The following is a 20,328-nucleotide window of genomic DNA, read 5'->3' on the forward strand; positions in this document are numbered from 1 at the left end:
TTGCCTGGCGGCTTTAGCGCGGTGGTCCCACCTGACCCCATGCCGAACTCAGAAGTGAAACGCCGTAGCGCCGATGGTAGTGTGGGGCCTCCCCATGCGAGAGTAGGGAACTGCCAGGCATCAAATTAGACCATTTATGGTCATGACTTTTCCCGTGACGCGGAAAAGGCGAAATACCTGATATCAGAGGCAACATTCTGAGTTCAGTACAGAATCGGTGGAGCGGTAGTTCAGTTGGTTAGAATACCTGCCTGTCACGCAGGGGGTCGCGGGTTCGAGCCCCGTCCGTTCCGCCACCCTTTTAGGGGCGTAGTTCAATTGGTAGAGCACCGGTCTCCAAAACCGGGTGTTGGGAGTTCGAGTCTCTCCGCCCCTGCCATTTAAAAATAATCCTTTGCTCCGGCAAAGGATTTTTTTTGTCTGAAAAACGGCTATTCTGTTCTGCCTGTTCTGCCTGTTCTGCCTGTTCTGCCTGTCCTGCCTGTCCTGCTTGTCTGTACTGTTTCTCACCGGATTCTAACCTTTATCCCTGCATATCAAACGACCTTACCTCTTGATATTAAAGTCAGGAAATGGCCAGCAGCTGACCATTCTGTCCTGAAGGCCCTGAAACAAGGGCATATGACCGGAAACTTAAACCAGGGCGTATGACCGGAAACTTAAACTAAGGCGTATTAACCGGAAACTTGAGCAACTGTCTGATGTGTGACTGCTGATCGCTGTTTTGCAGCCAGACGGCGTAAAGCGGGCGTACGGCGACGGGCGTATCCGGGATAACGGATAAATCGGGATACTCGCTGTGCCAGATATCCGGTAAGAAAGCACAGGCACCGGTGGTATGCAGTAGCTGACGTGTCAGATGGGCTGACGTTGTTGTCAGCACGGGGACATCGTCCGCGCCCGCCAGATAGCTTTCATGCTGATGAAAATCAGCGCCCCATTCCAGCTTGATGTAATCATACTTTTCACGCTTCTCCGATTGCCGCGATCGATAAAGCGTTAGCGAAATATGACCGATCTGCTGGCTGGTCAGTTCGTCCATTTTAGGCGCTTCCGTAGTGATTAGCAGATCCAACTGGCGCTCATGCAGCTGTTTAACCAGCAAATGACGCTGAGCCACTCTTGCCTCCAGGTGCAAATCTTCCCGATTTTCATACAGCGTTTGTAGCCAGGGCGTCAGATAAGCTTCCCAAAGAGAAGCGCTGGCACCGATAGAAAGTTCATGATGCTGCTGGGTATGCGCGACCTCTTTTTTGGCCATCATCCAGGTGCTCATCAGGCTTTCGGCATAAGGAAGCAGCCTTTCGCCCGCTGACGTCAGACGGATATTGTTACGGTGACGCGTAAAAAGGTTAACGCCCAGCTGATTTTCCAGCTGCCTGATGCGAAAACTTACGGCAGATTGCGTGAGATAGAGCGCTTCAGCGGCACGTCCAAAGTGGCGGGTTCTGCTCACTTCAAGAAAGGTCTTTAATAATTCCGTATCCACATCCGTCTCCTGAAAATCATTTGTCGTCATGATTTAAATGTTTTGTTTTACACTCTGTCAAGCGTATCTAATACTCCGCGCCATAAATAGCACGGCCATAAAAGAGTTAGGAGCGTGTAAAATGGCGGAAAGCTTCGCAACAACGAATCGTTTTTTCGATAACAAACATTACCCACGCGGTTTCTCGCGCCACGGTGATTTCACTATCAAAGAAGCTCAACTTCTTGAGCGTTATGGTTACGCTTTTAACGAGCTGGATTTGGCAAAGCGTGAACCCGCAACGGAAGAAGAGCGTCTGTTTATTGAGGTATGCCGTGGTGTACGCGAACCTCAGTCCGAAGCAGAACGGGTATGGTCAAAGTATATGACGCGTATCAAACGTCCAAAGCGTTTTCATACGCTTTCCGGCGGCAAGCCGCAGATGGAAGGCGTGGAAGACTATTCGGACAGCGATGATTAATGATAAAGGGGCTTCGGCCCCTTTATTGTCAGCGATAAACGCTTTTTTGCAAGATAAAAACCTATTCCAGACTGTTAAGCAGATGAACCAGCAATCTGTCCATTGCCCGATAGCTTAATGCTTCAAGTAAATGCTCCCGTTTAATACTCTCTTTTTCCGCTAAATCAGCAATGGTTCGGGCTACTTTCAAAATGCGCTGCCAGGCGCGAACGGAAAGTCCCAGCTGATTAAGCACCTCTTCCAGCCAGCTCGCATCCTCTTTGCTTATTTCACAAAATCGCCGTATATCGCCTGGCGTTAACTTCCCGTTAATCGCTCTGGCCCGCGTTAGCTGAACGTTTCTGGCGGCGAGAACCCGCTGACGCACCGTTGCGCTGGATTCGCTGACGGAAGCCTGGCTTAATGTGCCGGGCGGCAGGAGGGGGACTTCCAGCGAGAGGTCGAAACGATCGAGGAACGGACCGGAAAGACGGCTGAGATAGCGCAGCGTCTGTTGAGGGGTGCTGCGGTTGTGCTTTACGCCATGCTGACCGGTAGGGCTGGGATTCATGGCAGCCACCAGCTGAAATCGTGCCGGATAGATGACCTTTGCTTTAGCGCGCGACAGGGAAATACTTCCCGACTCGACAGGCTCTCGCAGGGCATCCAGCGTCCTGCGTTCAAACTCCGGCAGTTCATCAAGAAACAGTACGCCGTTATGCGCCAGGGAGATCTCACCGGGTTTAGGCAAGGTGCCGCCGCCAACCAGCGCATAGCGCGAAGAGGTATGATGCGGCGCCCGGAAAGGTCGCTGACGCCATGGGTGGTCAGCCAGCGACGAACCCGCCACGCTGGCGATAGCGGCGCTCTCCAGCGCTTCCCGATCGCTCAGCGGCGGCAGCAAACCTGCAAGACGGGTCGCCAGCATCGTCTTGCCCGTGCCGGGCGGGCCAATCAGCAGCAGGTTATGACCACCGGCAGCGGCGATCTCCAGCGCTCTTTTAGCCTGCTGCTGGCCGATGACCTCGCTTAAATCCTCGGCGGGCATAATGATGTCGGTGGGAGCATACCTGGCCTGCTGGAGATCCGCCTGTCCATTTAAATAAGCGCATACGTCAAGCAGGCTATTCGCAAGACGGCTATGCGCATGTTTTACAAGGCTGGCCTCATGACCGTTGTCCGTGGAGAGGATCAGCGTCCGCTTCGCCTCTGCCGCCGCCATGGCAGCAGGAATAGCAGCCTGTACGCCTCGCAGAGCACCCGTCAATGCTAATTCTCCCAGTAACTCATACTGCCCCAGTTTTTCTCCGCAAATTTGCTCTGAGGCCGCCAAAATCGCTATGGCGATAGGGAGATCGTATCGGCCGCCTTCTTTGGGCAGATCGGCTGGCGCAAGATTCACGGTAATGCGTCGCGCGGGAAAGGTGAAGCCGCAGTTTATCAGCGCGCTCCGGACACGTTCACGCGCTTCCTTAACCGTGGTTTCCGGCAGGCCGACCAGCGTCAGAGCAGGCAGGCCATTACTTAAATGCACTTCAACGGTTACCAGAGGCGCTTCCACGCCGATAGCCGCACGCGTATAGGTAACAGATAGCGACATAAAAACTCCTTATGGTCGTATTCTGTCCTGCTTCCTGACGGGTGACGAGAGCCGATATTCCGCTTATCGAAGCGGCTCGCAAAAAATATCGCTTCCCGGAGCCTTTATAAAAATTCGACGCGACCCATAAAAACAGGGCAAAGCCATTGCGTCTGGTACGTAATGAATAATTTTCAGGATTTAGCTTATTCCTTGATTAACGGTTGGTTTTTTATTAATCGCGGCGGCCATCATAAAATAAAGTGATGAAAAAAGTTGAATGCATCGCGCTAACTGTGATAACTCTGTAGGCATTACTTCGAACAAGTGAATTTATCGAATCTAAATGAAAGCCCTTCTACGAGTCCTAAGCCTTGTCATTATCAACGTCGTCGTGATTATTATCACGCCGTGCGGGGCTACGCTCGGAGGAAGAAAGGCTTAAAAATCAAGCCTGAATTCAGAAGAACCCCCGCACCGAAAGGTCCGGGGGTTTTTTTTTGGCAGGGCTGACAGGCTATCAATGACAGAGGAACAGAAGATGAACAGTAGAATAAAATGCTGTTGTTCCCAGCGAGAGGCGGGGAAATAACTATGAATGGTGCTCAGTGGGTGGTTCAGGCGTTGCGTGGGCAGGGAGTCGAGACTGTTTTCGGCTATCCGGGTGGTGCGATTATGCCCGTCTATGATGCGCTCTATGATGGCGGCGTCGAACATCTACTGTGCCGACATGAGCAGGGTGCTGCCATGGCCGCCATCGGTTATGCCCGTTCTACCGGAAAAGTCGGCGTTTGCATCGCCACGTCCGGCCCCGGCGCGACCAACCTTATCACCGGGCTGGCTGATGCAATGATGGATTCCGTGCCGGTGGTGGCGATTACCGGCCAGGTTGCCGGCGGCCTGATCGGCACCGACGCTTTTCAGGAAATTGACGTGCTCGGCCTGTCGTTGGCCTGTACCAAACACAGCTTCCTGGTCGGCTCGCTGGAAGAGCTGCCGGAAATCATGGCCGAAGCTTTCGCCATCGCCCGCTCCGGTCGCCCCGGCCCTGTGCTGATCGATATCCCTAAAGATATCCAGTTAGCCAGCGGCGAGCTGACAGCCCATCTGGCGGCGGTTGAAGACGAAGCGGCGCATCCTCATCAGGCGTTGGCGCAGGCGCGCGCCATGCTGGCTCAGGCTAAGAAACCGGTTTTGTACGTGGGCGGCGGTGTTGGCATGGCCGGTGCCGTAGAGGCCCTGCGTGCGTTCGCTCACGAAACGGGCATTCCTACCGTCGCCACGCTGAAAGGTCTGGGCGCGCCGGATCCTCAGGATGCCTGTTATCTGGGGATGTTGGGTATGCACGGCACCAAGGCCGCCAACTTTGCCGTCCAGCAATGTGACCTGCTGATTGCCGTCGGCGCCCGTTTTGACGATCGCGTAACCGGCAAGCTGGATACGTTTGCTCCTCATGCCAGCGTTATCCATATGGATATCGATCCCGCCGAGCTGAACAAATTGCGCCAGGCGCATGTGGGATTGCGAGGCGACCTCAATAAGCTGCTGCCGGACTTATATCATCCGACGGAAATCAGCGCATGGCGCGAGCACGTGCAGGCGCTGAAGGCCGATCACGGCTGGCGTTACGATCATCCGGGCCAGGCTATCTATGCGCCGCTGTTTCTGAAACAGCTCTCCGATCGTAAACCGGCAAGCGCGATTGTTACCACCGATGTCGGCCAGCACCAGATGTGGACAGCGCAGCATATGAGCTTTAACCAGCCGGAAGATTTTATTACTTCCAGCGGTCTCGGCACGATGGGCTTCGGACTGCCGGCCGCCGTGGGCGCGCAGGTCGCCCGACCGGAAGATACCGTGATCTGCGTGTCGGGCGACGGCTCTTTTATGATGAATGTACAGGAGCTGGGCACCATCAAGCGCAAGCAGCTGCCGGTAAAAATCGTTTTGCTGGATAACCAGCGTCTGGGCATGGTGCGCCAGTGGCAGCAGCTGTTTTTCTCGGAGCGCTACAGCGAAACCAATCTCTCCGACAACCCCGATTTCCTGATGCTGGCCCGCGCTTTCGACATTCCCGGCCAGCGCATTACCCGTAAAGACCAGGTGGCTGCCGCGGTAGACGCTTTGCTGAACAGCGAAGGGCCTTACATGCTGCATGTCGCCATTGATGAACTTGAAAACGTCTGGCCGCTGGTGCCGCCGGGTGCCAGCAACGAAAATATGATGGAGAAAACCTCATGATGCAGCATCAGTTATCCATAGAGGCGCGCCTGCGCCCTGAAATCCTGGAACGCATCCTGCGCGTTGTTCGCCATCGCGGCTTTCAGGTTTGCGCAATGAATATGTCTTCCGGCGAAAATAGCGACAGCATAAATATTGCCATGACCGTTGCCAGCCAGCGCCCGGTCGATTTACTGTCAACACAGTTAAGCAAGTTGATGGATGTTGCCACCGTTCACATCCAACACCAGACAACACAACAAATCCGCGCCTGAGCGCGAAAAGGAAAGAAGAATGACGAAGAAAGCTGACTTTATCTGGTTCAATGGCGAGATGGTGAAGTGGGAAGAGGCGAAAGTTAGCGTCATGTCCCACGCGCTGCACTACGGCACCTCCGTATTTGAAGGCGTCCGCTGCTATGACTCGCACAAAGGCCCGGTAGTCTTCCGCCATCGTGAACATATGCAGCGTCTGCACGACTCTGCAAAGATCTATCGCTTTCCGGTCAGCCAGAGCGTTGATGAGCTCATGGAAGCCTGCCGCGAAGTGCTGCGCGTCAACAAGCTGACCAGCGCTTATATTCGCCCGCTGGTTTTCGTCGGCGACGTGGGCCTGGGCGTGAACCCGCCGGACGGCTACAGCACCGATGTGATCATTGCCGCCTTCCCGTGGGGCGCTTACCTGGGCCCGGAAGCGCTGGAGCAGGGTATTGATGCGATGGTTTCCTCCTGGAACCGCGTGGCGCCAAACACGCTGCCAACCGCAGCGAAAGCGGGCGGCAACTACCTTTCCTCTCTGCTGGTGGGCAGTGAAGCGCGCCGTCACGGCTATCAGGAAGGCATCGCGCTGGATACCCAGGGCTATATCTCTGAAGGCGCCGGCGAGAACCTGTTTGAAGTGAAAGACGGCATCCTGTTTACGCCGCCGTTTACCTCCTCCGCGCTGCCGGGCATTACGCGCGACGCCATCATCAAACTGGCGAAAGAGATGGGCATTGAGGTACGCGAGCAGGTGCTTTCCCGCGAATCGCTCTATCTGGCCGACGAAATCTTTATGTCCGGTACGGCGGCGGAAATCACCCCGGTACGCAGCGTGGACGGCATTCAGGTTGGCGAAGGCAAACGCGGCCCGATCACGACCCGCATCCAGTCCGCTTTCTTTGGGCTGTTTACCGGCGAAACCGAAGACAAGTGGGGCTGGCTGGATCCGGTCAACCCACAACAATGACATTTTACGGGCGTCGTTTGACGCCCGTGTATCATCTGATTCTGGAGTATGAGCATGCCTAAGTACCGTTCCGCCACCACCACTCATGGCCGTAATATGGCCGGTGCCCGCGCGCTGTGGCGCGCCACGGGTATGACCGACGACGATTTTGGCAAGCCTATCATTGCCGTGGTCAACTCCTTTACGCAGTTCGTACCGGGGCACGTACATTTACGCGACCTGGGCAAACTGGTTGCCGAACAGATTGAAGCTTCCGGCGGCGTCGCCAAAGAATTCAACACTATCGCTGTCGATGATGGCATCGCGATGGGGCACGGCGGTATGCTTTACTCTCTGCCTTCGCGCGAGCTGATCGCCGACTCGGTCGAATACATGGTCAACGCCCACTGCGCGGACGCCATGGTCTGTATCTCTAACTGCGACAAAATCACGCCGGGAATGCTGATGGCTTCCCTGCGCCTGAATATTCCGGTGATCTTTGTTTCCGGCGGCCCGATGGAAGCCGGGAAAACCAAACTTTCCGATAAGATCATCAAGCTGGATCTGGTCGATGCGATGATCCAGGGCGCCAACCCGAACGTCAGCGACGAAGACAGCGACAAAATCGAACGGTCAGCCTGTCCGACCTGCGGTTCCTGCTCCGGCATGTTCACCGCTAACTCAATGAACTGCCTGACGGAGGCGCTGGGCCTGTCGCAGCCGGGCAACGGCTCGCTGCTGGCAACCCATGCCGATCGTAAGGCGCTGTTCCTGAAGGCAGGCGAACGCATCGTTGGCCTGGCGAAACGCTACTACGAGCAGGATGACGAAAGCGTGCTGCCGCGTAATATCGCCAGTAAGGCCGCCTTTGAAAACGCGATGACGCTGGATATCGCGATGGGCGGCTCGACCAATACCGTTCTGCATCTGCTGGCCGCCGCGCAGGAAGGCGAAATCGATTTTAATATCTCCGATATCGATCGGCTTTCCCGCAAGGTGCCGCATCTCTGTAAGGTTGCGCCAAGCACCCCGAAATACCATATGGAAGACGTACACCGCGCTGGTGGCGTCATCGGCATTCTGGGCGAGCTGGATCGGGCGGGTCTGATGGATAACAGCGTGCGCAACGTGCTGGGCCTGAGCCTGCAGGAAACGCTGCAACAGTACGACATCATGCTGACCAAAGACGAGGCGGTGAAAAAAATGTTCCGCGCCGGCCCGGCCGGGATCCGCACCACCCAGGCGTTCTCACAGGATACGCGCTGGGAAACGCTGGACGATGACCGTCAGGAAGGCTGCATCCGCTCCCGTGAACATGCCTTCAGCCAGGACGGCGGCCTTGCCGTGCTGTATGGCAATCTGGCAGAAGATGGCTGTATCGTGAAAACCGCTGGCGTAGAAAAAGAGAGCCACACCTTCCGCGGCCCGGCCAAAGTCTACGAAAGTCAGGACGATGCGGTAGCGGCCATCCTCGGCGGCAAAGTCGTGGCGGGCGACGTGGTGGTGATCCGCTACGAAGGGCCGAAAGGCGGGCCGGGAATGCAGGAAATGCTTTATCCGACCACCTACCTGAAATCGATGGGGCTGGGCAAAAGCTGCGCGCTGATCACCGATGGCCGTTTCTCTGGCGGCACCTCAGGGCTTTCTATCGGTCACGCTTCGCCGGAAGCAGCCAGCGGCGGCACCATCGCGCTGGTGAAAGACGGCGACATGATTGATATCGATATTCCGAATCGCGGCATCAAACTGGATGTGCCGGACAACGAACTGCACGCGCGTCGTGAAGAGGAAGAGGCGCGCGGCGACGCGGCCTATACGCCTCATAACCGCGAACGTCAGGTTTCCTTTGCTCTGCGCGCCTACGCTTTACTGGCGACCAGTGCGGACAAAGGCGCAGTACGCGACAAAAGCAAGCTGGGAGGCTAAAACATGGCTGAGTCTCAACCGTTATCCGCCGAGCCTTGCGGCGCGGAGTATCTGCGAGCGGTACTCCGTGCGCCGGTTTACGAAGTTGCGCAGGTCACGCCCCTACAAAAGATGGAGAAAATCTCCTCTCGTCTTGGTAATACGGTACTGGTTAAACGCGAAGATCGTCAGCCGGTGCACAGCTTCAAAGTGCGCGGCGCCTACGCGATGATCGCTTCGCTTAACGAGGAGCAAAAGGCCAGCGGCGTGGTGACCGCTTCGGCGGGCAATCATGCCCAGGGCGTAGCGCTGTCGGCGACCCGGTTGGGGATTAAATCTCTGATCGTCATGCCGGTAGCGACGGCTGATATCAAAGTAGAGGCCGTGCGGGCGTTTGGCGGTGAGGCTTACCTGTTTGGCGCGAATTTTGACGAAGCGAAAGCGAAGGCGCTGGAGCTGGCGGCACAAAAGGGCTACACCTTTGTGCCGCCGTTCGACCATCCGATGGTGATTGCCGGACAGGGCACGCTGGCGATGGAGCTGCTGCAACAGGATGCGCATCTCGACCGTATTTTTGTGCCCGTTGGCGGCGGCGGCCTGGCGGCTGGGGTGGCGGTGCTGATCAAACAGCTGATGCCGCAGATCAAGGTCATTGCGGTGGAAGCGGAAGACTCCGCCTGTCTGAAAGCGGCGCTGGAAGCGGGCGAGCCGGTCGATCTGCCGCGCGTCGGGCTGTTTGCCGAAGGCGTGGCGGTGAAGCGGATCGGCAGCGAAACCTTCCGGCTGTGTCAGGAGTATCTTGACGACATTATCACCGTGGACAGCGATGCTATCTGCGCGGCGATGAAGGATCTGTTTGAAGACGTGCGTGCCGTCGCGGAGCCTTCCGGCGCGCTGGCGCTGGCGGGCATGAAAAAATATATCCAGCAGCATCAGATCAAAGGCGAGCGGCTGGCGCATGTTCTTTCCGGCGCCAACGTTAATTTTCACGGCCTGCGCTACGTTTCCGAACGCTGCGAGCTGGGGGAACAGCGTGAGGCGCTGCTGGCGGTTACGATCCCCGAGCAAAAGGGCAGTTTTTTGAAGTTCTGCCAGCTGCTGGGCGGACGCGCCGTTACCGAGTTTAACTACCGCTTCGCGGACCCGGACAACGCCTGCATTTTTGTCGGCGTGCGGCTGACGCGCGGTCTGGAAGAGCGACATGAAATCCTGCAGCTGCTGAACGAAGGCGGTTATAAGGTGGTGGATCTCTCCGACGATGAAATGGCGAAGCTGCACGTGCGCTATATGGTCGGCGGTCGCCCGTCAAAGCCGCTTAAAGAACGGCTTTACAGCTTTGAGTTCCCGGAAGCGCCCGGCGCGCTGCTGCGCTTTTTGCAGACGCTGGGCACCCACTGGAATATTTCGCTGTTTCACTATCGCAGCCACGGTACGGACTATGGACGCGTGCTGGCGGGATTCGAGCTGGGCGAGAACGAACCGCAGTTTGAAGAACATCTGGCGGCTCTGGGCTATGATTGTCATGACGAAACCCATAACCCGGCCTTCAGCTTCTTCCTGGCGGGCTAAAGCAGGCTCCAGAACGCATCAATCAGCGGCTCGTTGAGCCGCTTTTTCTGTACGCAGACGCCCAGCTCCAGCGGCGCGACAATATCAATATTTTCCAGTTCCAGAATACGGTTACGGATTGGCTCCGGGCTGTTCTCCAGCACCACGTCCGGGATCAGCGCCACGCCGCAGCCCAGCGCCACCATCGAGACGATAGCCTCATGCCCCGCCACGGTGGCGTAAATCAACGGACTGGCGATGCGGCGGCGACGGAACCAGAGATCGATACGCTGTCGGGTTGGCCCCTGGTCGGGCAGGATAAACGGGATCTGCGGCCAGTCCGGTTCCGGCTGGCTGGCCTGGCTACGAACCGGACAAGGCAGCGCGGGCGCGATCAGCACCAGCGGGATCGGGCCTAAGGCCGTAAAGCCAATGCTGGCGGGCAGCGTTTCCGGCCGTCCGGCGATGGCGATATCGGCTTCGGCGCTCTGCACCTTATCCACCGCGTCGGCAGGATCGCCGGTGGTCAGTTTGATCTCCACCAGCGGATGTTCGGCGCGAAAGCGATCGAGGATCGGCGGCAGATGGCTATAGGCCGCCGTTACCGAGCAAAACAGACGCAGCTCGCCGCTCAGCGACGGGCCGTGCTGGCCGATGGCGTGACGCAGCTGCTGATATTGCAACAGCGTTTGCTGGGCAAACTGGCGCAGCTGTTCTCCGGCGTCGGTCAGCGTAACGGTGCGGTTGTCGCGCAGAAACAGCGTCTGGCCCAGGTCTTCCTCCAGCCGCTGGATCTGGCGGGAAAGCGTAGAAGGGCTGACGTGCATCGCCCGCGCGCTGCGGCCAAAATGACGGCTTTCGGCCAGATGCAGGAAGAGTTTCAGATCGCGTAAATCCATGCGCTTGCGGCCTCATTTTAGCGTTGCAGTATTTGCAATATGACGTTGTTAATATATCAATTTAAGCAATACATTTCCTGTCATATGATGGGGATTAAGAGGGTGATACGACATCACCGATAAAATAAAAGACGAACACAACCTCAGGAGTTCCCATGGCTAACTATTTCAACACGTTGAACCTGCGCAATCAGCTGGCGCAATTAGGTAAATGCCGCTTTATGGCGCGCGATGAATTTGCGGACGAAGCAAGCTACCTGAAAGGCAAAAAGGTCGTGATTGTTGGCTGTGGTGCTCAGGGTCTGAACCAGGGCCTGAATATGCGTGATTCCGGGCTGGATATCGCCTATGCGCTGCGCGCGGAAGCCATCGCGGAGAAACGCGCTTCCTGGCGTAAAGCGACGGAAAACGGTTTTAAAGTCGGCACCTATGAAGAGCTGATCCCACAGGCGGATCTGGTGGTAAACCTGACGCCGGACAAACAGCATACCTCGGTAGTGCGTGCCGTACAGCCGCTGATGAAAGACGGCGCGGCGCTGGGCTACTCGCACGGTTTTAATATCGTAGAAGTCGGCGAGCAGATCCGTAAAGACATTACCGTCGTGATGGTTGCGCCAAAATGTCCGGGTACGGAAGTGCGTGAAGAGTATAAGCGTGGCTTCGGCGTGCCTACGCTCATCGCCGTTCACCCGGAAAACGATCCAAAAGGCGAAGGCATGGCGATTGCCAAAGCCTGGGCAGCCGCAACCGGCGGCCATCGCGCGGGCGTGCTGGAATCGTCCTTCGTGGCGGAAGTGAAGTCCGACCTGATGGGCGAGCAGACCATCCTGTGCGGCATGTTACAGGCTGGTTCGCTGCTGTGCTTCGACAAGCTGGTGGCGGAAGGCACCGATCCGGCCTACGCGGAAAAATTAATCCAGTTCGGCTGGGAAACCGTGACCGAAGCGCTGAAGCAGGGCGGCATCACGCTGATGATGGATCGCCTCTCTAACCCGGCTAAGCTGCGCGCTTTCGAGCTGTCTGAACAGCTGAAAACCATTATGGCCCCGCTGTTCCAGAAGCATATGGACGACATCATCTCCGGCGAATTCTCTTCCGGCATGATGGCCGACTGGGCCAACGACGACAAAAAACTGCTGGGCTGGCGTGAAGAGACCGGTAAAACCGCTTTTGAAACCGCGCCGCAGTTTGAAGGTAAAATCGCCGAGCAGGATTATTTTGACGAAGGCGTGGTGATGATTGCGATGGTGAAAGCGGGCGTTGAGCTGGCGTTTGAAACCATGGTCGCTTCCGGCATTATCGAAGAGTCTGCCTACTACGAATCGCTGCACGAGCTGCCGCTGATCGCCAACACTATCGCTCGTAAGCGTCTGTACGAGATGAACGTGGTGATCTCCGACACTGCCGAATACGGTAACTATCTGTTCTCTTACGCGGCTGTTCCGCTGCTGAAAGAGTTTATGAGCACGTTACAAACGGGCGATCTGGGCAAGGCGACGGCAACCACGACTACGGTGGATAACGCGCAGCTGCGTGACGTTAACGAAGCTATCCGCAACCATCCTATCGAATCCGTTGGCCGCAAGCTGCGTGGCTATATGACCGATATGAAACGTATCGCGGTAGCGGGCTAACCGCGCTGCTGATAACCAAAGGCGTGGTAATTTGCCGCGCCTTTGGCGTTTTTACCGCCTTATCTTATCCTCCCGCCGGTGGCTGCTGCCGTTATTGCAGATAGCGCTGCGTCAGCAAACACCAGAACGCGGCGGCAGTCACGATAATGTCGTCATTAAAATCGTAGCCGGGGTTATGCACCATCGGGCCATCGCCAGCGCCCACCATCAGGTAAGCGCCGTGGGGATGGGCCTCCAGCAGAAAAGCAAAATCTTCGCTGCCCATTAGCGGCGGCATATCGGTACAAATCAGCGACTCGTCGACCAGCTCACGCGCCACGCCGATAGCAAAATCGGTTTCCTGTTCGCTGTTAATCAATACCGGGCTGCCGCTGACGTGCACCACCTCCGCGCTGGCGTTAAAACTTTCCGCCTGCAAACGGGCAATATCCTGAATACGTTGCAGCAATAGCTGGCGCACCTGAGGATCGAGCGCTCTGACGCTCAGCTTCAGCACCGCCTTTTCATTGATGATATTGAACGCTTCGCCGGACTGGATACTGCCGATAGTGACCACCGCCTGGGCGAAAGGCGACACGTTCCGGGAAACTATTGTCTGGAGGGCTATAGCGATATGGCAGGCGACCAGAGTGGCATCCACGCCTTTTTCCGGCATAGCGGCATGGGCGCCTGCGCCAGAAACGATAATATTCAGCCTGTCGGAAGAAGCCATCACGGCATGTTTTTTAAAGTAGAAGGATCCGCAGGGCAGACCAGGCATATTATGCAGGCCAAACAGCGCATCGCAGGGGGATTTTTCCAGCAGGCCGTCGCGAAGCATCGCTTTTCCCCCGGCGGACAACTCCTCCGCAGGCTGAAAAATCAGCCGGAGCGTACCGTTAAAGTTTCGGTGACGGGCCAGATATTCCGCCGCGCAGAGCAGAATAGCGGTATGGCCGTCATGGCCGCAGCCGTGAAACTTTCCGGCGGTTTTGCTGCACCAGCTTTTGCCGCTGATTTCCTGCATCGGCAGAGCATCCATATCGGCGCGCAGCCCCAGCGTTTTTGTGCCGCTGCCTGCTTTTAACGTGGCAACCACGCCGGTTTTCGCCATCCCCTGATGCACGCTGTAGCCAAACTCCCGCAGCTTTGCCGCCACTCGCTCGCTGGTACGCTGCTCTTCAAATCCCGTTTCCGGATGCTGGTGCAAATCGCGGCGAAACTGCGTCCAGACAGCTTCCCTTGTCTTTAAAGCCTGCAATAACGAATGCATATCTCTCTCCATGAGTTAATTATCCGGCTTATCCTGCCATGACTGGCGCAACGGAGTCTGTGAGTCCGGCCTGGTTTATCGTGAGCTGGCCGCTATTAGTGCCACGAGGGTAAGCAAGCGCGGGAAAGAAGGGGAACGCGGAAGGAAGAGGAAGCAAAAACAGCTTCCGCAAGCACGACGGCCAGCGGAAGCTGTTGCACAGGCAGGGCCGCTTAGTTGCGGTACAGCACCTTGATGATGTGATAGCCGAACTGCGTGTGCAGCGGGCCGTAAGGCGTGATAAGCGGGCAGGAGAACACCACTTTATCGAAAGCCGGCACCATCGCGCCCTGTTTGAACTCGCCTAAGTGGCCGCCTTTTTTGCCAGACGGGCAGATAGAGTGCTTTTTCGCCAGTTTTTCAAAATCTGCGCCCTGTTCCAGCTGTGCCAGAAGGTCCTGAGCCAGTTTCTCTTCCTTTACAAGGATATGGAGTGCTGCTGCGGTTTTTGCCATGATCGTACCTTGAGTCGTATGGATGCTGCTGGCTATACTACCACGCTGTGATTTCTTTCCCTCTGTCATTTCATCGAGTAAACCCCTATGCGTCTTAATCCTGGTCAGCAACACGCCGTCGAATTCGTCACCGGGCCCTGTCTGGTGCTGGCCGGCGCCGGCTCGGGCAAAACGCGCGTGATCACCAACAAAATTGCCCATCTGATCCGCGAATGCGGCTATCAGGCTCGCCATATTGCGGCGGTGACCTTTACCAATAAAGCCTCGCGCGAGATGAAAGAACGCGTGGCGCAAACGCTGGGCCGCAAAGAGGCGCGTGGCCTGATGATTTCCACTTTCCATACGCTGGGTCTGGAAATTATCAAACGCGAATACGCCGCATTGGGCATGAAGTCCAACTTCTCGCTGTTTGACGATCAGGATCAGCTGGCGCTGCTGAAAGAGCTGACCGAAGAGTGGCTGGAAAACGATAAAAATCTGCTGCAACAGCTGATCTCTACGATCTCGAACTGGAAAAACGATCTGCTGGATCCTGCGCGCGCGGCGGCGGCGGCGCAATCCGAGCGCGACAAAATTTTCGCTCACTGTTACAGCCTTTACGATCGGCATCTGAAAGCCTGCAACGTGCTGGATTTTGATGACCTGATCCTGCTGCCGACGCTGTTGTTCCAGCGCAATCTGGAAGTGCGCGAGCGCTGGCAGCAGCGTATCCGCTACCTGCTGGTGGATGAGTATCAGGATACCAACACCAGCCAGTACGAGCTGGTGAAGCTGTTGGTCGGTGCGCGCGCGCGTTTCACGGTGGTAGGCGACGACGATCAGTCAATCTACTCCTGGCGAGGCGCAAGACCGCAGAACCTGGTGCTGCTGAAAGAGGATTTTCCGGCGTTACAGGTTATCAAGCTGGAGCAGAACTACCGTTCTTCCGAACGTATCCTGAAAGCGGCCAATATTTTGATCGCCAATAACCCGCACGTGTTTGAAAAACGCCTGTTCTCAGAGCTGGGCTATGGCGCGGAGCTGAAAGTGGTGACGGCCAATCACGAGGATCACGAGGCCGAGCGCGTGACGGGCGAGCTGATAGCGCACCATTTTATCAACAGGACGCAGTACAAAGATTACGCCATTCTCTATCGCGGCAATCATCAGTCGCGCGTCTTTGAAAAAATGCTGATGCAGAACCGCATTCCTTATCGCATCTCCGGCGGCACCTCGTTCTTTTCGCGGCCGGAAATCAAAGATCTGCTCGCCTATCTGCGCGTGTTGACCAATCCTGACGACGACAGCGCCTTTATGCGCATCGTTAATACGCCACGGCGTGAAATTGGCCCCACCACGCTGCGCAAGCTGGGCGAATGGGCGATGCAGCGTAATAAAAGCCTGTTCACCGCCAGTTTTGATATGGGGCTGGGCCAGACGCTGGCCGGGCGCGGGCTGGAATCGCTACAGCGCTTCACTTTCTGGCTGCAGGAAGTCGCGCAGCTGGCGGAGCGGGAGCCGGTGGCCGCCGTGCGGGATTTGATCCGCGGCATTGATTATGAAAGCTGGCTGTTTGAAACCTCCGCCAGTCCAAAAGCCGCCGAAATGCGCATGAAAAACGTCAATACGCTGTTCCAGTGGATGACCGAAATGCTGGAAGGCAGCGATATCGACGAGCCGATGACGCTGACGCAGGTGGTGACCCGCTTTACGTTACGCGACATGATGGAGCGCGGCGAAAGCGAAGAAGAGGCGGACCAGGTACAGCTGATGACGCTGCACGCTTCCAAAGGGCTGGAGTTTCCCTATGTTTATCTGGTCGGCATGGAGGAAGGGCTGTTGCCCCATCAGAGCAGCATTGATGAAAACAATGTGGAAGAGGAGCGTCGGCTGGCCTACGTCGGCATCACGCGTGCGCAAAAAGAGCTGACCTTTACGCTGTGTCGCGAGCGCCGTCAGTATGGCGAAGTGATCCGTCCGGAGCCAAGCCGCTTTCTGCTGGAGCTGCCGCAGGACGATCTCAACTGGGAAACGGAACGCAAGGTGGTCAGCCCGGAACAGCGGATGCAGACCGGGCAAAGCCGCGTAGCGGGACTGCGGGCGATGCTGGATAAGGCAAAAAACACCGGATAGGCTTTTGGCGGGTGAAGCAAGGGGACGCAAGCTGTCCCCTTATTCTTTAACTGACGGTCAGCGGCCAGTGCACATAGCTCTGCCAGCGGCTTTCCTGCTCCAGCAGTTCTGCCCGCAGCGGATGCGCTTCCAGCCAGCCGTTCGGCAACGTCAGCTGTAGCGCGTCGTCATCGGCATGGAGCCGCACGGCAGGCAGCGTATCGTCACGGCGACGGCTGGCGAAAATAATCGCCAGCCGCAGCAGCCGGCACATTCTTTCCGCCATGCGCGGCGGTACGGCGTTTTGCTGGCTGAGCAGCGCCAGGTCGATTCCGTTGACCTGGTTTTGCAGCAGCGTGGCCAGCAGCTTTTTCTGCGCCGGAGTAAAGCCCGGCAGATCGAGATGGCGAACCAGATAGGCAGCGTGCTGCGGCGCCTGTTTAAAATCGACGCTGAGGCCGATTTCATGGATCAGGCAGGCGCTGTTGAGCAGCTCCCGACAGCGTTCATCCAGCTTCCAGCTGTGGCTGACCTGACGGCCAAAGCTCTCCGCCAGGGCGCGCACGCGTTCCGCCTGTTCGGCATCAATCACGAAACGACGCTGAATGTTATGCAGGGTACGGCTACGGATATCCCGATCGACCGGCAGCCCGAGCATTCCGTATACCAGCCCTTCACGCAGCGCGCCACCGGCCAGCGTCATGCTGCTGATGTTCAGCTCGGTAAAGATGGCGATCAGAATAGAGAGGCCGCTGGGGAAAACCAGCGCGCGCTCCAGCGTCAGTCCTTCGATTTCCAGCTCTTCCAGCTTGCCGCACTGAATGGCGCGCTGTTTCAGCTGCTGGAGCTTGGCAAGCGTAATGCGTTCGTCCATGCCCTGCGCCATCATGATTTCCTGTAGCGCCTGCACGGTGCCGGAGGCGCCGACGCAAATTTCCCAGCCCTGCTCGCGCAGTTTTGAGACAACCGGTCGGATCATGTCGCTTGCTGCCTGTTCCGCCGCGGCAAAATTATCTTTACCGAGGTGGCGGTCGCCGAAATAACGCTCCAGCCAGGTGACGCAGCCCATCGACAGGCTGAACAGAGCGCCGGGCTGTGCACCGCTGCCGGTAACCAGCTCGGTGCTGCCGCCGCCAATATCGACCACCAGCCGCTTATCGGAGCCGCCGGTGGTGTGCGCCACGCCCTGATAGATCAGACAGGCTTCTTCCTCGCCGCTGATCACATTGATGGCGCAGCCCAGAATGTTCTGCGCCCTGGAAAGAAAAGCCTCTGCGTTGGCGGCCAGCCGCAGCGTCGCCGTAGCGACCACGCGGATTTGGTCCGTGGGAATATCCTGTAGCTGTTCCGAAAACAGCGCCAGGCACTGCCAGCCGCGCGCCATTGCCTCGTCAGAGAGGCGGCTGTCGCTGTCCAGACCGGCCGCCAGGCGGACTTTGCGTTTGATACGCGCAACGGTCTGGATACTGCCCGCCACCTCGCGCACCACCAGCATATGAAAGCTGTTAGATCCTAAATCTATTGCAGCATAAAGCGATGAGGCGCTGGGCATGGCGTTAACCTGAACGTTTGCGGTTATTATTGCGCGGCGGGCCGCTGCGGCGCGGGCCGCTACTGCGACGCGGGCCGGTACCGGAACGGCTGCGTGTCAGGCGCTTCGGCGGCGGCAGATCGGTCATCAGCGCATCGCTGTTGTAGCGGCTTACGGTGATGCTGTGGCCGATATATTCTTCAATCGCCGGCAGGTTCAGCGCATATTCTTCACAGGCCAGGCTGATTGAGTGCCCGTTGGCGCCCGCGCGGCCGGTACGGCCGATGCGATGCACGTAGTCTTCGCGATCGTCAGGCAAATCGTAGTTAAAGACGTGCGTCACCGCAGGAATATGCAGGCCGCGCGCCGCCACGTCAGTGGCCACCAGGATATCCACGTCGCCTTTGGTAAAGTCGTCCAGGATACGCAGGCGTTTTTTCTGCGCCACGTCGCCGGTCAGCAGGCCAACGCGATGGCCGTCCGCGGCCAGATGGCCCCAGATATCTTCACAGCGGTGTTTGGTGTTGGCAAAGATAATGGCGCGATCCGGCCACTCTTCTTCCAGCAGGGTTTGCAGAAGACGCATTTTTTCTTCATTAGAAGGATAAAAAAGTTCTTCTTTAATGCGATGCCCGGTTTTTTGCTCCGGCTCGACTTCCACATATTCGGCATTGTTCATGTTTTCGAACGCCAGCTCGCGCACGCGGAAGGAAAGGGTAGCGGAGAAGAGCATATTCAGACGCTGGTTCGCCGCAGGCATCCGACGGAACAGCCAGCGGATATCTTTGATAAAGCCCAGATCGAACATCCGGTCGGCTTCATCCAGCACCACGACCTGGATCGCGCCCAGATTCACGTGGTTCTGTTTAGCGTAATCGATCAGCCTGCCGGTGGTGCCGATCAGAATATCGACGCCGCTCTCCAGCACTTTCAGCTGCTTATCGTAGCCGTCGCCGCCGTAGGCCAGCCCCAGCTTCAGGCCGGTCACCTGCGCCAGCGGTTCCGCATCGGCGTGGATTTGCACGGCCAGTTCGCGGGTTGGTGCCAGGATCAGCGCGCGCGGCTGATTGACCTGACGGCCTTCCGGCGCGGGGTGAGAAAGAAGATGATGGAACGTTGACGTTAAAAACGCCATCGTTTTCCCGGTACCGGTTTGCGCCTGTCCCGCTACATCACGCCCGTTAAGGGTGAAAGGCAATGCCAGCGCCTGAATAGGCGTGCAGTTATGAAAGCCTTTATTTTCAAGGGCTTCAATGACCTGAGGGTGCAGGGCGAAGTCGGAAAACTTCTGTTCGGTTAAGTGTGTTTTGCTCATAGTGTGGTAGAATATCAGCTTACTATTGCTTTACGAAAGCGTATCCGGTGAAATAAAGTCAACCTAAGTTGGCAGATTTTACGCCAGGCAGCCAGGCATAATCTTTTGGAGTAAGACATGAGCAGCGATAAAATTGTCCACCTGACCGATGACAGCTTTGAAACCGACGTCCTGAAAGCAGAAGGCTTGACGCTGGTCGACTTCTGGGCAGAATGGTGCGGTCCGTGCAAAATGATCGCCCCGATCCTTGACGAAGTCGCCGAAGAATACGACGGCAAACTGACTATCGCCAAACTGAATATCGACGAAAACCCAGGCACCGCGCCAAAATACGGGATCCGCGGTATTCCTACTTTGCTGCTGTTTAAAGACGGCGAAGTCGCGGCAACGAAAGTGGGCGCACTTTCTAAAGGACAGCTGAAAGAGTTCCTGAACGCGAACCTGGGCTAACCAGCTCTGCTGCTGCGGTGGGCCATATGCGCTCACCGCAGGCGCGAGTCTGCTTCCCGCTTCGGTTTTCTTTTTGCCTCGTTCATATTTTTAGCTCATCGCTAGACGTTTGCCATAGAGCGTGCTAACTTACTTTTACTGCATTACGCACTTACCTGTAGTTTGAATCTAATATTTACTCCTTGTTGAACACTGTTTTCCTCTGAATGTAACAAATGTTCAGCAATCTGACGGTTAGTATCCAGAATTTCCGGCACCTTGTCCTTACCGTCTCCC

Annotated in this window: 17 protein-coding genes, 2 tRNA genes and 1 rRNA gene; 13 read left to right on the plus strand and 7 right to left on the minus strand. The window is 56.8% G+C overall.

Annotation, left to right across the window (positions count from 1 at the left end):
- The first annotated feature begins 3 nt into the window (after window positions 1-3).
- The 3 genes from rrf (at window position 4) to QZH36_RS20510 (ending at window position 379) form a co-directional block, all read left to right on the plus strand.
- Window positions 4-119 (plus strand): 5S ribosomal RNA (gene rrf / locus QZH36_RS20500).
- Between the two features lie 100 nt (window positions 120-219).
- Window positions 220-296 (plus strand) — tRNA-Asp (locus tag QZH36_RS20505).
- Between the two features lie 7 nt (window positions 297-303).
- Window positions 304-379, plus strand: a tRNA-Trp gene (locus QZH36_RS20510).
- 285 nt (window positions 380-664) lie between these two features.
- Here the strand turns inward: QZH36_RS20510 and hdfR are convergent.
- Window positions 665-1,489: an HTH-type transcriptional regulator HdfR gene (hdfR, locus tag QZH36_RS20515; protein WP_253457158.1), complete on the minus strand. Its 825-nt coding sequence runs from the start codon at window positions 1,487-1,489 to the stop codon at window positions 665-667.
- A gap of 121 nt (window positions 1,490-1,610) precedes the next feature.
- Between hdfR and QZH36_RS20520 the strand changes: the two genes are divergently transcribed.
- Window positions 1,611-1,949: a MaoP family protein gene (locus tag QZH36_RS20520; RefSeq protein ID WP_125290748.1), complete on the plus strand. Its 339-nt coding sequence runs from the start codon at window positions 1,611-1,613 to the stop codon at window positions 1,947-1,949.
- 61 nt (window positions 1,950-2,010) lie between these two features.
- Here the strand turns inward: QZH36_RS20520 and QZH36_RS20525 are convergent, their stop codons facing one another.
- Complete coding sequence (locus tag QZH36_RS20525) at window positions 2,011-3,528, minus strand: YifB family Mg chelatase-like AAA ATPase (protein ID WP_301731005.1); 1,518 nt, start codon at window positions 3,526-3,528, stop codon at window positions 2,011-2,013.
- Between the two features lie 325 nt (window positions 3,529-3,853).
- On the opposite strand from QZH36_RS20525, the gene QZH36_RS20530 reads away from it, so the two are divergent.
- From QZH36_RS20530 to ilvA, 6 genes are all read left to right on the plus strand, one after another.
- On the plus strand, window positions 3,854-3,952 hold the full coding sequence (locus tag QZH36_RS20530; protein ID WP_125290746.1) for an IlvGEDA operon leader peptide: 99 nt from the start codon (window positions 3,854-3,856) through the stop codon (window positions 3,950-3,952).
- Window positions 3,953-4,101: 149 nt separating this feature from the next.
- Window positions 4,102-5,748: an acetolactate synthase 2 catalytic subunit gene (gene ilvG / locus QZH36_RS20535; protein WP_301731006.1), complete on the plus strand. Its 1,647-nt coding sequence runs from the start codon at window positions 4,102-4,104 to the stop codon at window positions 5,746-5,748.
- Window positions 5,745-6,002, plus strand: coding sequence for an acetolactate synthase 2 small subunit (gene ilvM / locus QZH36_RS20540; RefSeq protein WP_125290744.1), 258 nt, complete (start codon window positions 5,745-5,747; stop codon window positions 6,000-6,002). Before ilvG ends, ilvM begins: the two co-directional genes overlap by 4 nt.
- Window positions 6,003-6,021: 19 nt before the next feature.
- Window positions 6,022-6,954: a branched-chain amino acid transaminase gene (locus tag QZH36_RS20545; RefSeq protein ID WP_253457167.1), complete on the plus strand. Its 933-nt coding sequence runs from the start codon at window positions 6,022-6,024 to the stop codon at window positions 6,952-6,954.
- Window positions 6,955-7,008: 54 nt separating this feature from the next.
- Window positions 7,009-8,859 carry a dihydroxy-acid dehydratase gene (gene ilvD, locus QZH36_RS20550; protein WP_253457170.1) on the plus strand — a complete coding sequence of 617 codons (1,851 nt, stop codon included), beginning with the start codon at window positions 7,009-7,011 and terminating at the stop codon, window positions 8,857-8,859.
- Between the two features lie 3 nt (window positions 8,860-8,862).
- Entirely contained in the window at window positions 8,863-10,407 is a 1,545-nt protein-coding gene (ilvA, locus tag QZH36_RS20555) for a threonine ammonia-lyase, biosynthetic (RefSeq protein WP_253457172.1), read from the plus strand.
- Here the strand turns inward: ilvA and ilvY are convergent.
- Window positions 10,404-11,285, minus strand: a complete 882-nt coding sequence (gene ilvY, locus QZH36_RS20560; protein ID WP_125290740.1) for an HTH-type transcriptional activator IlvY — start codon at window positions 11,283-11,285, stop codon at window positions 10,404-10,406. The two genes, ilvA and ilvY, sit on opposite strands and share 4 nt — an antisense overlap.
- Window positions 11,286-11,440: 155 nt before the next feature.
- Here ilvY and ilvC point away from each other — a divergent pair, with 155 nt between their 5' ends.
- Complete coding sequence (ilvC, locus tag QZH36_RS20565) at window positions 11,441-12,919, plus strand: ketol-acid reductoisomerase (protein WP_253457175.1); 1,479 nt, start codon at window positions 11,441-11,443, stop codon at window positions 12,917-12,919.
- A gap of 91 nt (window positions 12,920-13,010) precedes the next feature.
- Here ilvC and QZH36_RS20570 read toward each other — a convergent pair whose 3' ends face one another.
- Together QZH36_RS20570 and ppiC are read right to left on the minus strand one after the other, a co-directional pair.
- Window positions 13,011-14,171 (minus strand): M20 aminoacylase family protein, encoded by a 1,161-nt coding sequence (locus QZH36_RS20570; RefSeq protein ID WP_301731008.1) that lies wholly within the window; start codon window positions 14,169-14,171, stop codon window positions 13,011-13,013.
- A 212-nt stretch (window positions 14,172-14,383) separates the two neighbouring features.
- A complete protein-coding gene (ppiC, locus tag QZH36_RS20575) occupies window positions 14,384-14,665 on the minus strand; it encodes a peptidylprolyl isomerase PpiC (RefSeq protein ID WP_125290737.1) in 282 nt (93 codons plus the stop codon).
- Between the two features lie 87 nt (window positions 14,666-14,752).
- On the opposite strand from ppiC, the gene rep reads away from it, so the two are divergent.
- On the plus strand, window positions 14,753-16,777 hold the full coding sequence (gene rep / locus QZH36_RS20580; protein ID WP_253457181.1) for a DNA helicase Rep: 2,025 nt from the start codon (window positions 14,753-14,755) through the stop codon (window positions 16,775-16,777).
- Between the two features lie 46 nt (window positions 16,778-16,823).
- On the opposite strand, the gene gppA is transcribed toward rep, so the two are convergent.
- The gene (gene gppA / locus QZH36_RS20585; RefSeq protein ID WP_301731010.1) at window positions 16,824-18,308 is read right to left on the minus strand and encodes a guanosine-5'-triphosphate,3'-diphosphate diphosphatase; all 1,485 of its coding nucleotides are present in this window, start codon (window positions 18,306-18,308) and stop codon (window positions 16,824-16,826) included.
- 4 nt (window positions 18,309-18,312) lie between these two features.
- Window positions 18,313-19,602 carry an ATP-dependent RNA helicase RhlB gene (gene rhlB / locus QZH36_RS20590; RefSeq protein ID WP_253457186.1) on the minus strand — a complete coding sequence of 430 codons (1,290 nt, stop codon included), beginning with the start codon at window positions 19,600-19,602 and terminating at the stop codon, window positions 18,313-18,315.
- A 117-nt stretch (window positions 19,603-19,719) separates the two neighbouring features.
- Here rhlB and trxA point away from each other — a divergent pair, with 117 nt between their 5' ends.
- Window positions 19,720-20,052, plus strand: a complete 333-nt coding sequence (gene trxA / locus QZH36_RS20595) for a thioredoxin TrxA (protein ID WP_125290733.1) — start codon at window positions 19,720-19,722, stop codon at window positions 20,050-20,052.
- Window positions 20,053-20,328: the final 276 nt, after the last annotated feature.

Origin of the sequence: Erwinia wuhanensis (genome assembly GCF_030484085.1) — a bacterium.
GTDB classification, from domain to species: Bacteria; Pseudomonadota; Gammaproteobacteria; order Enterobacterales; family Enterobacteriaceae; genus Erwinia; species Erwinia aeris.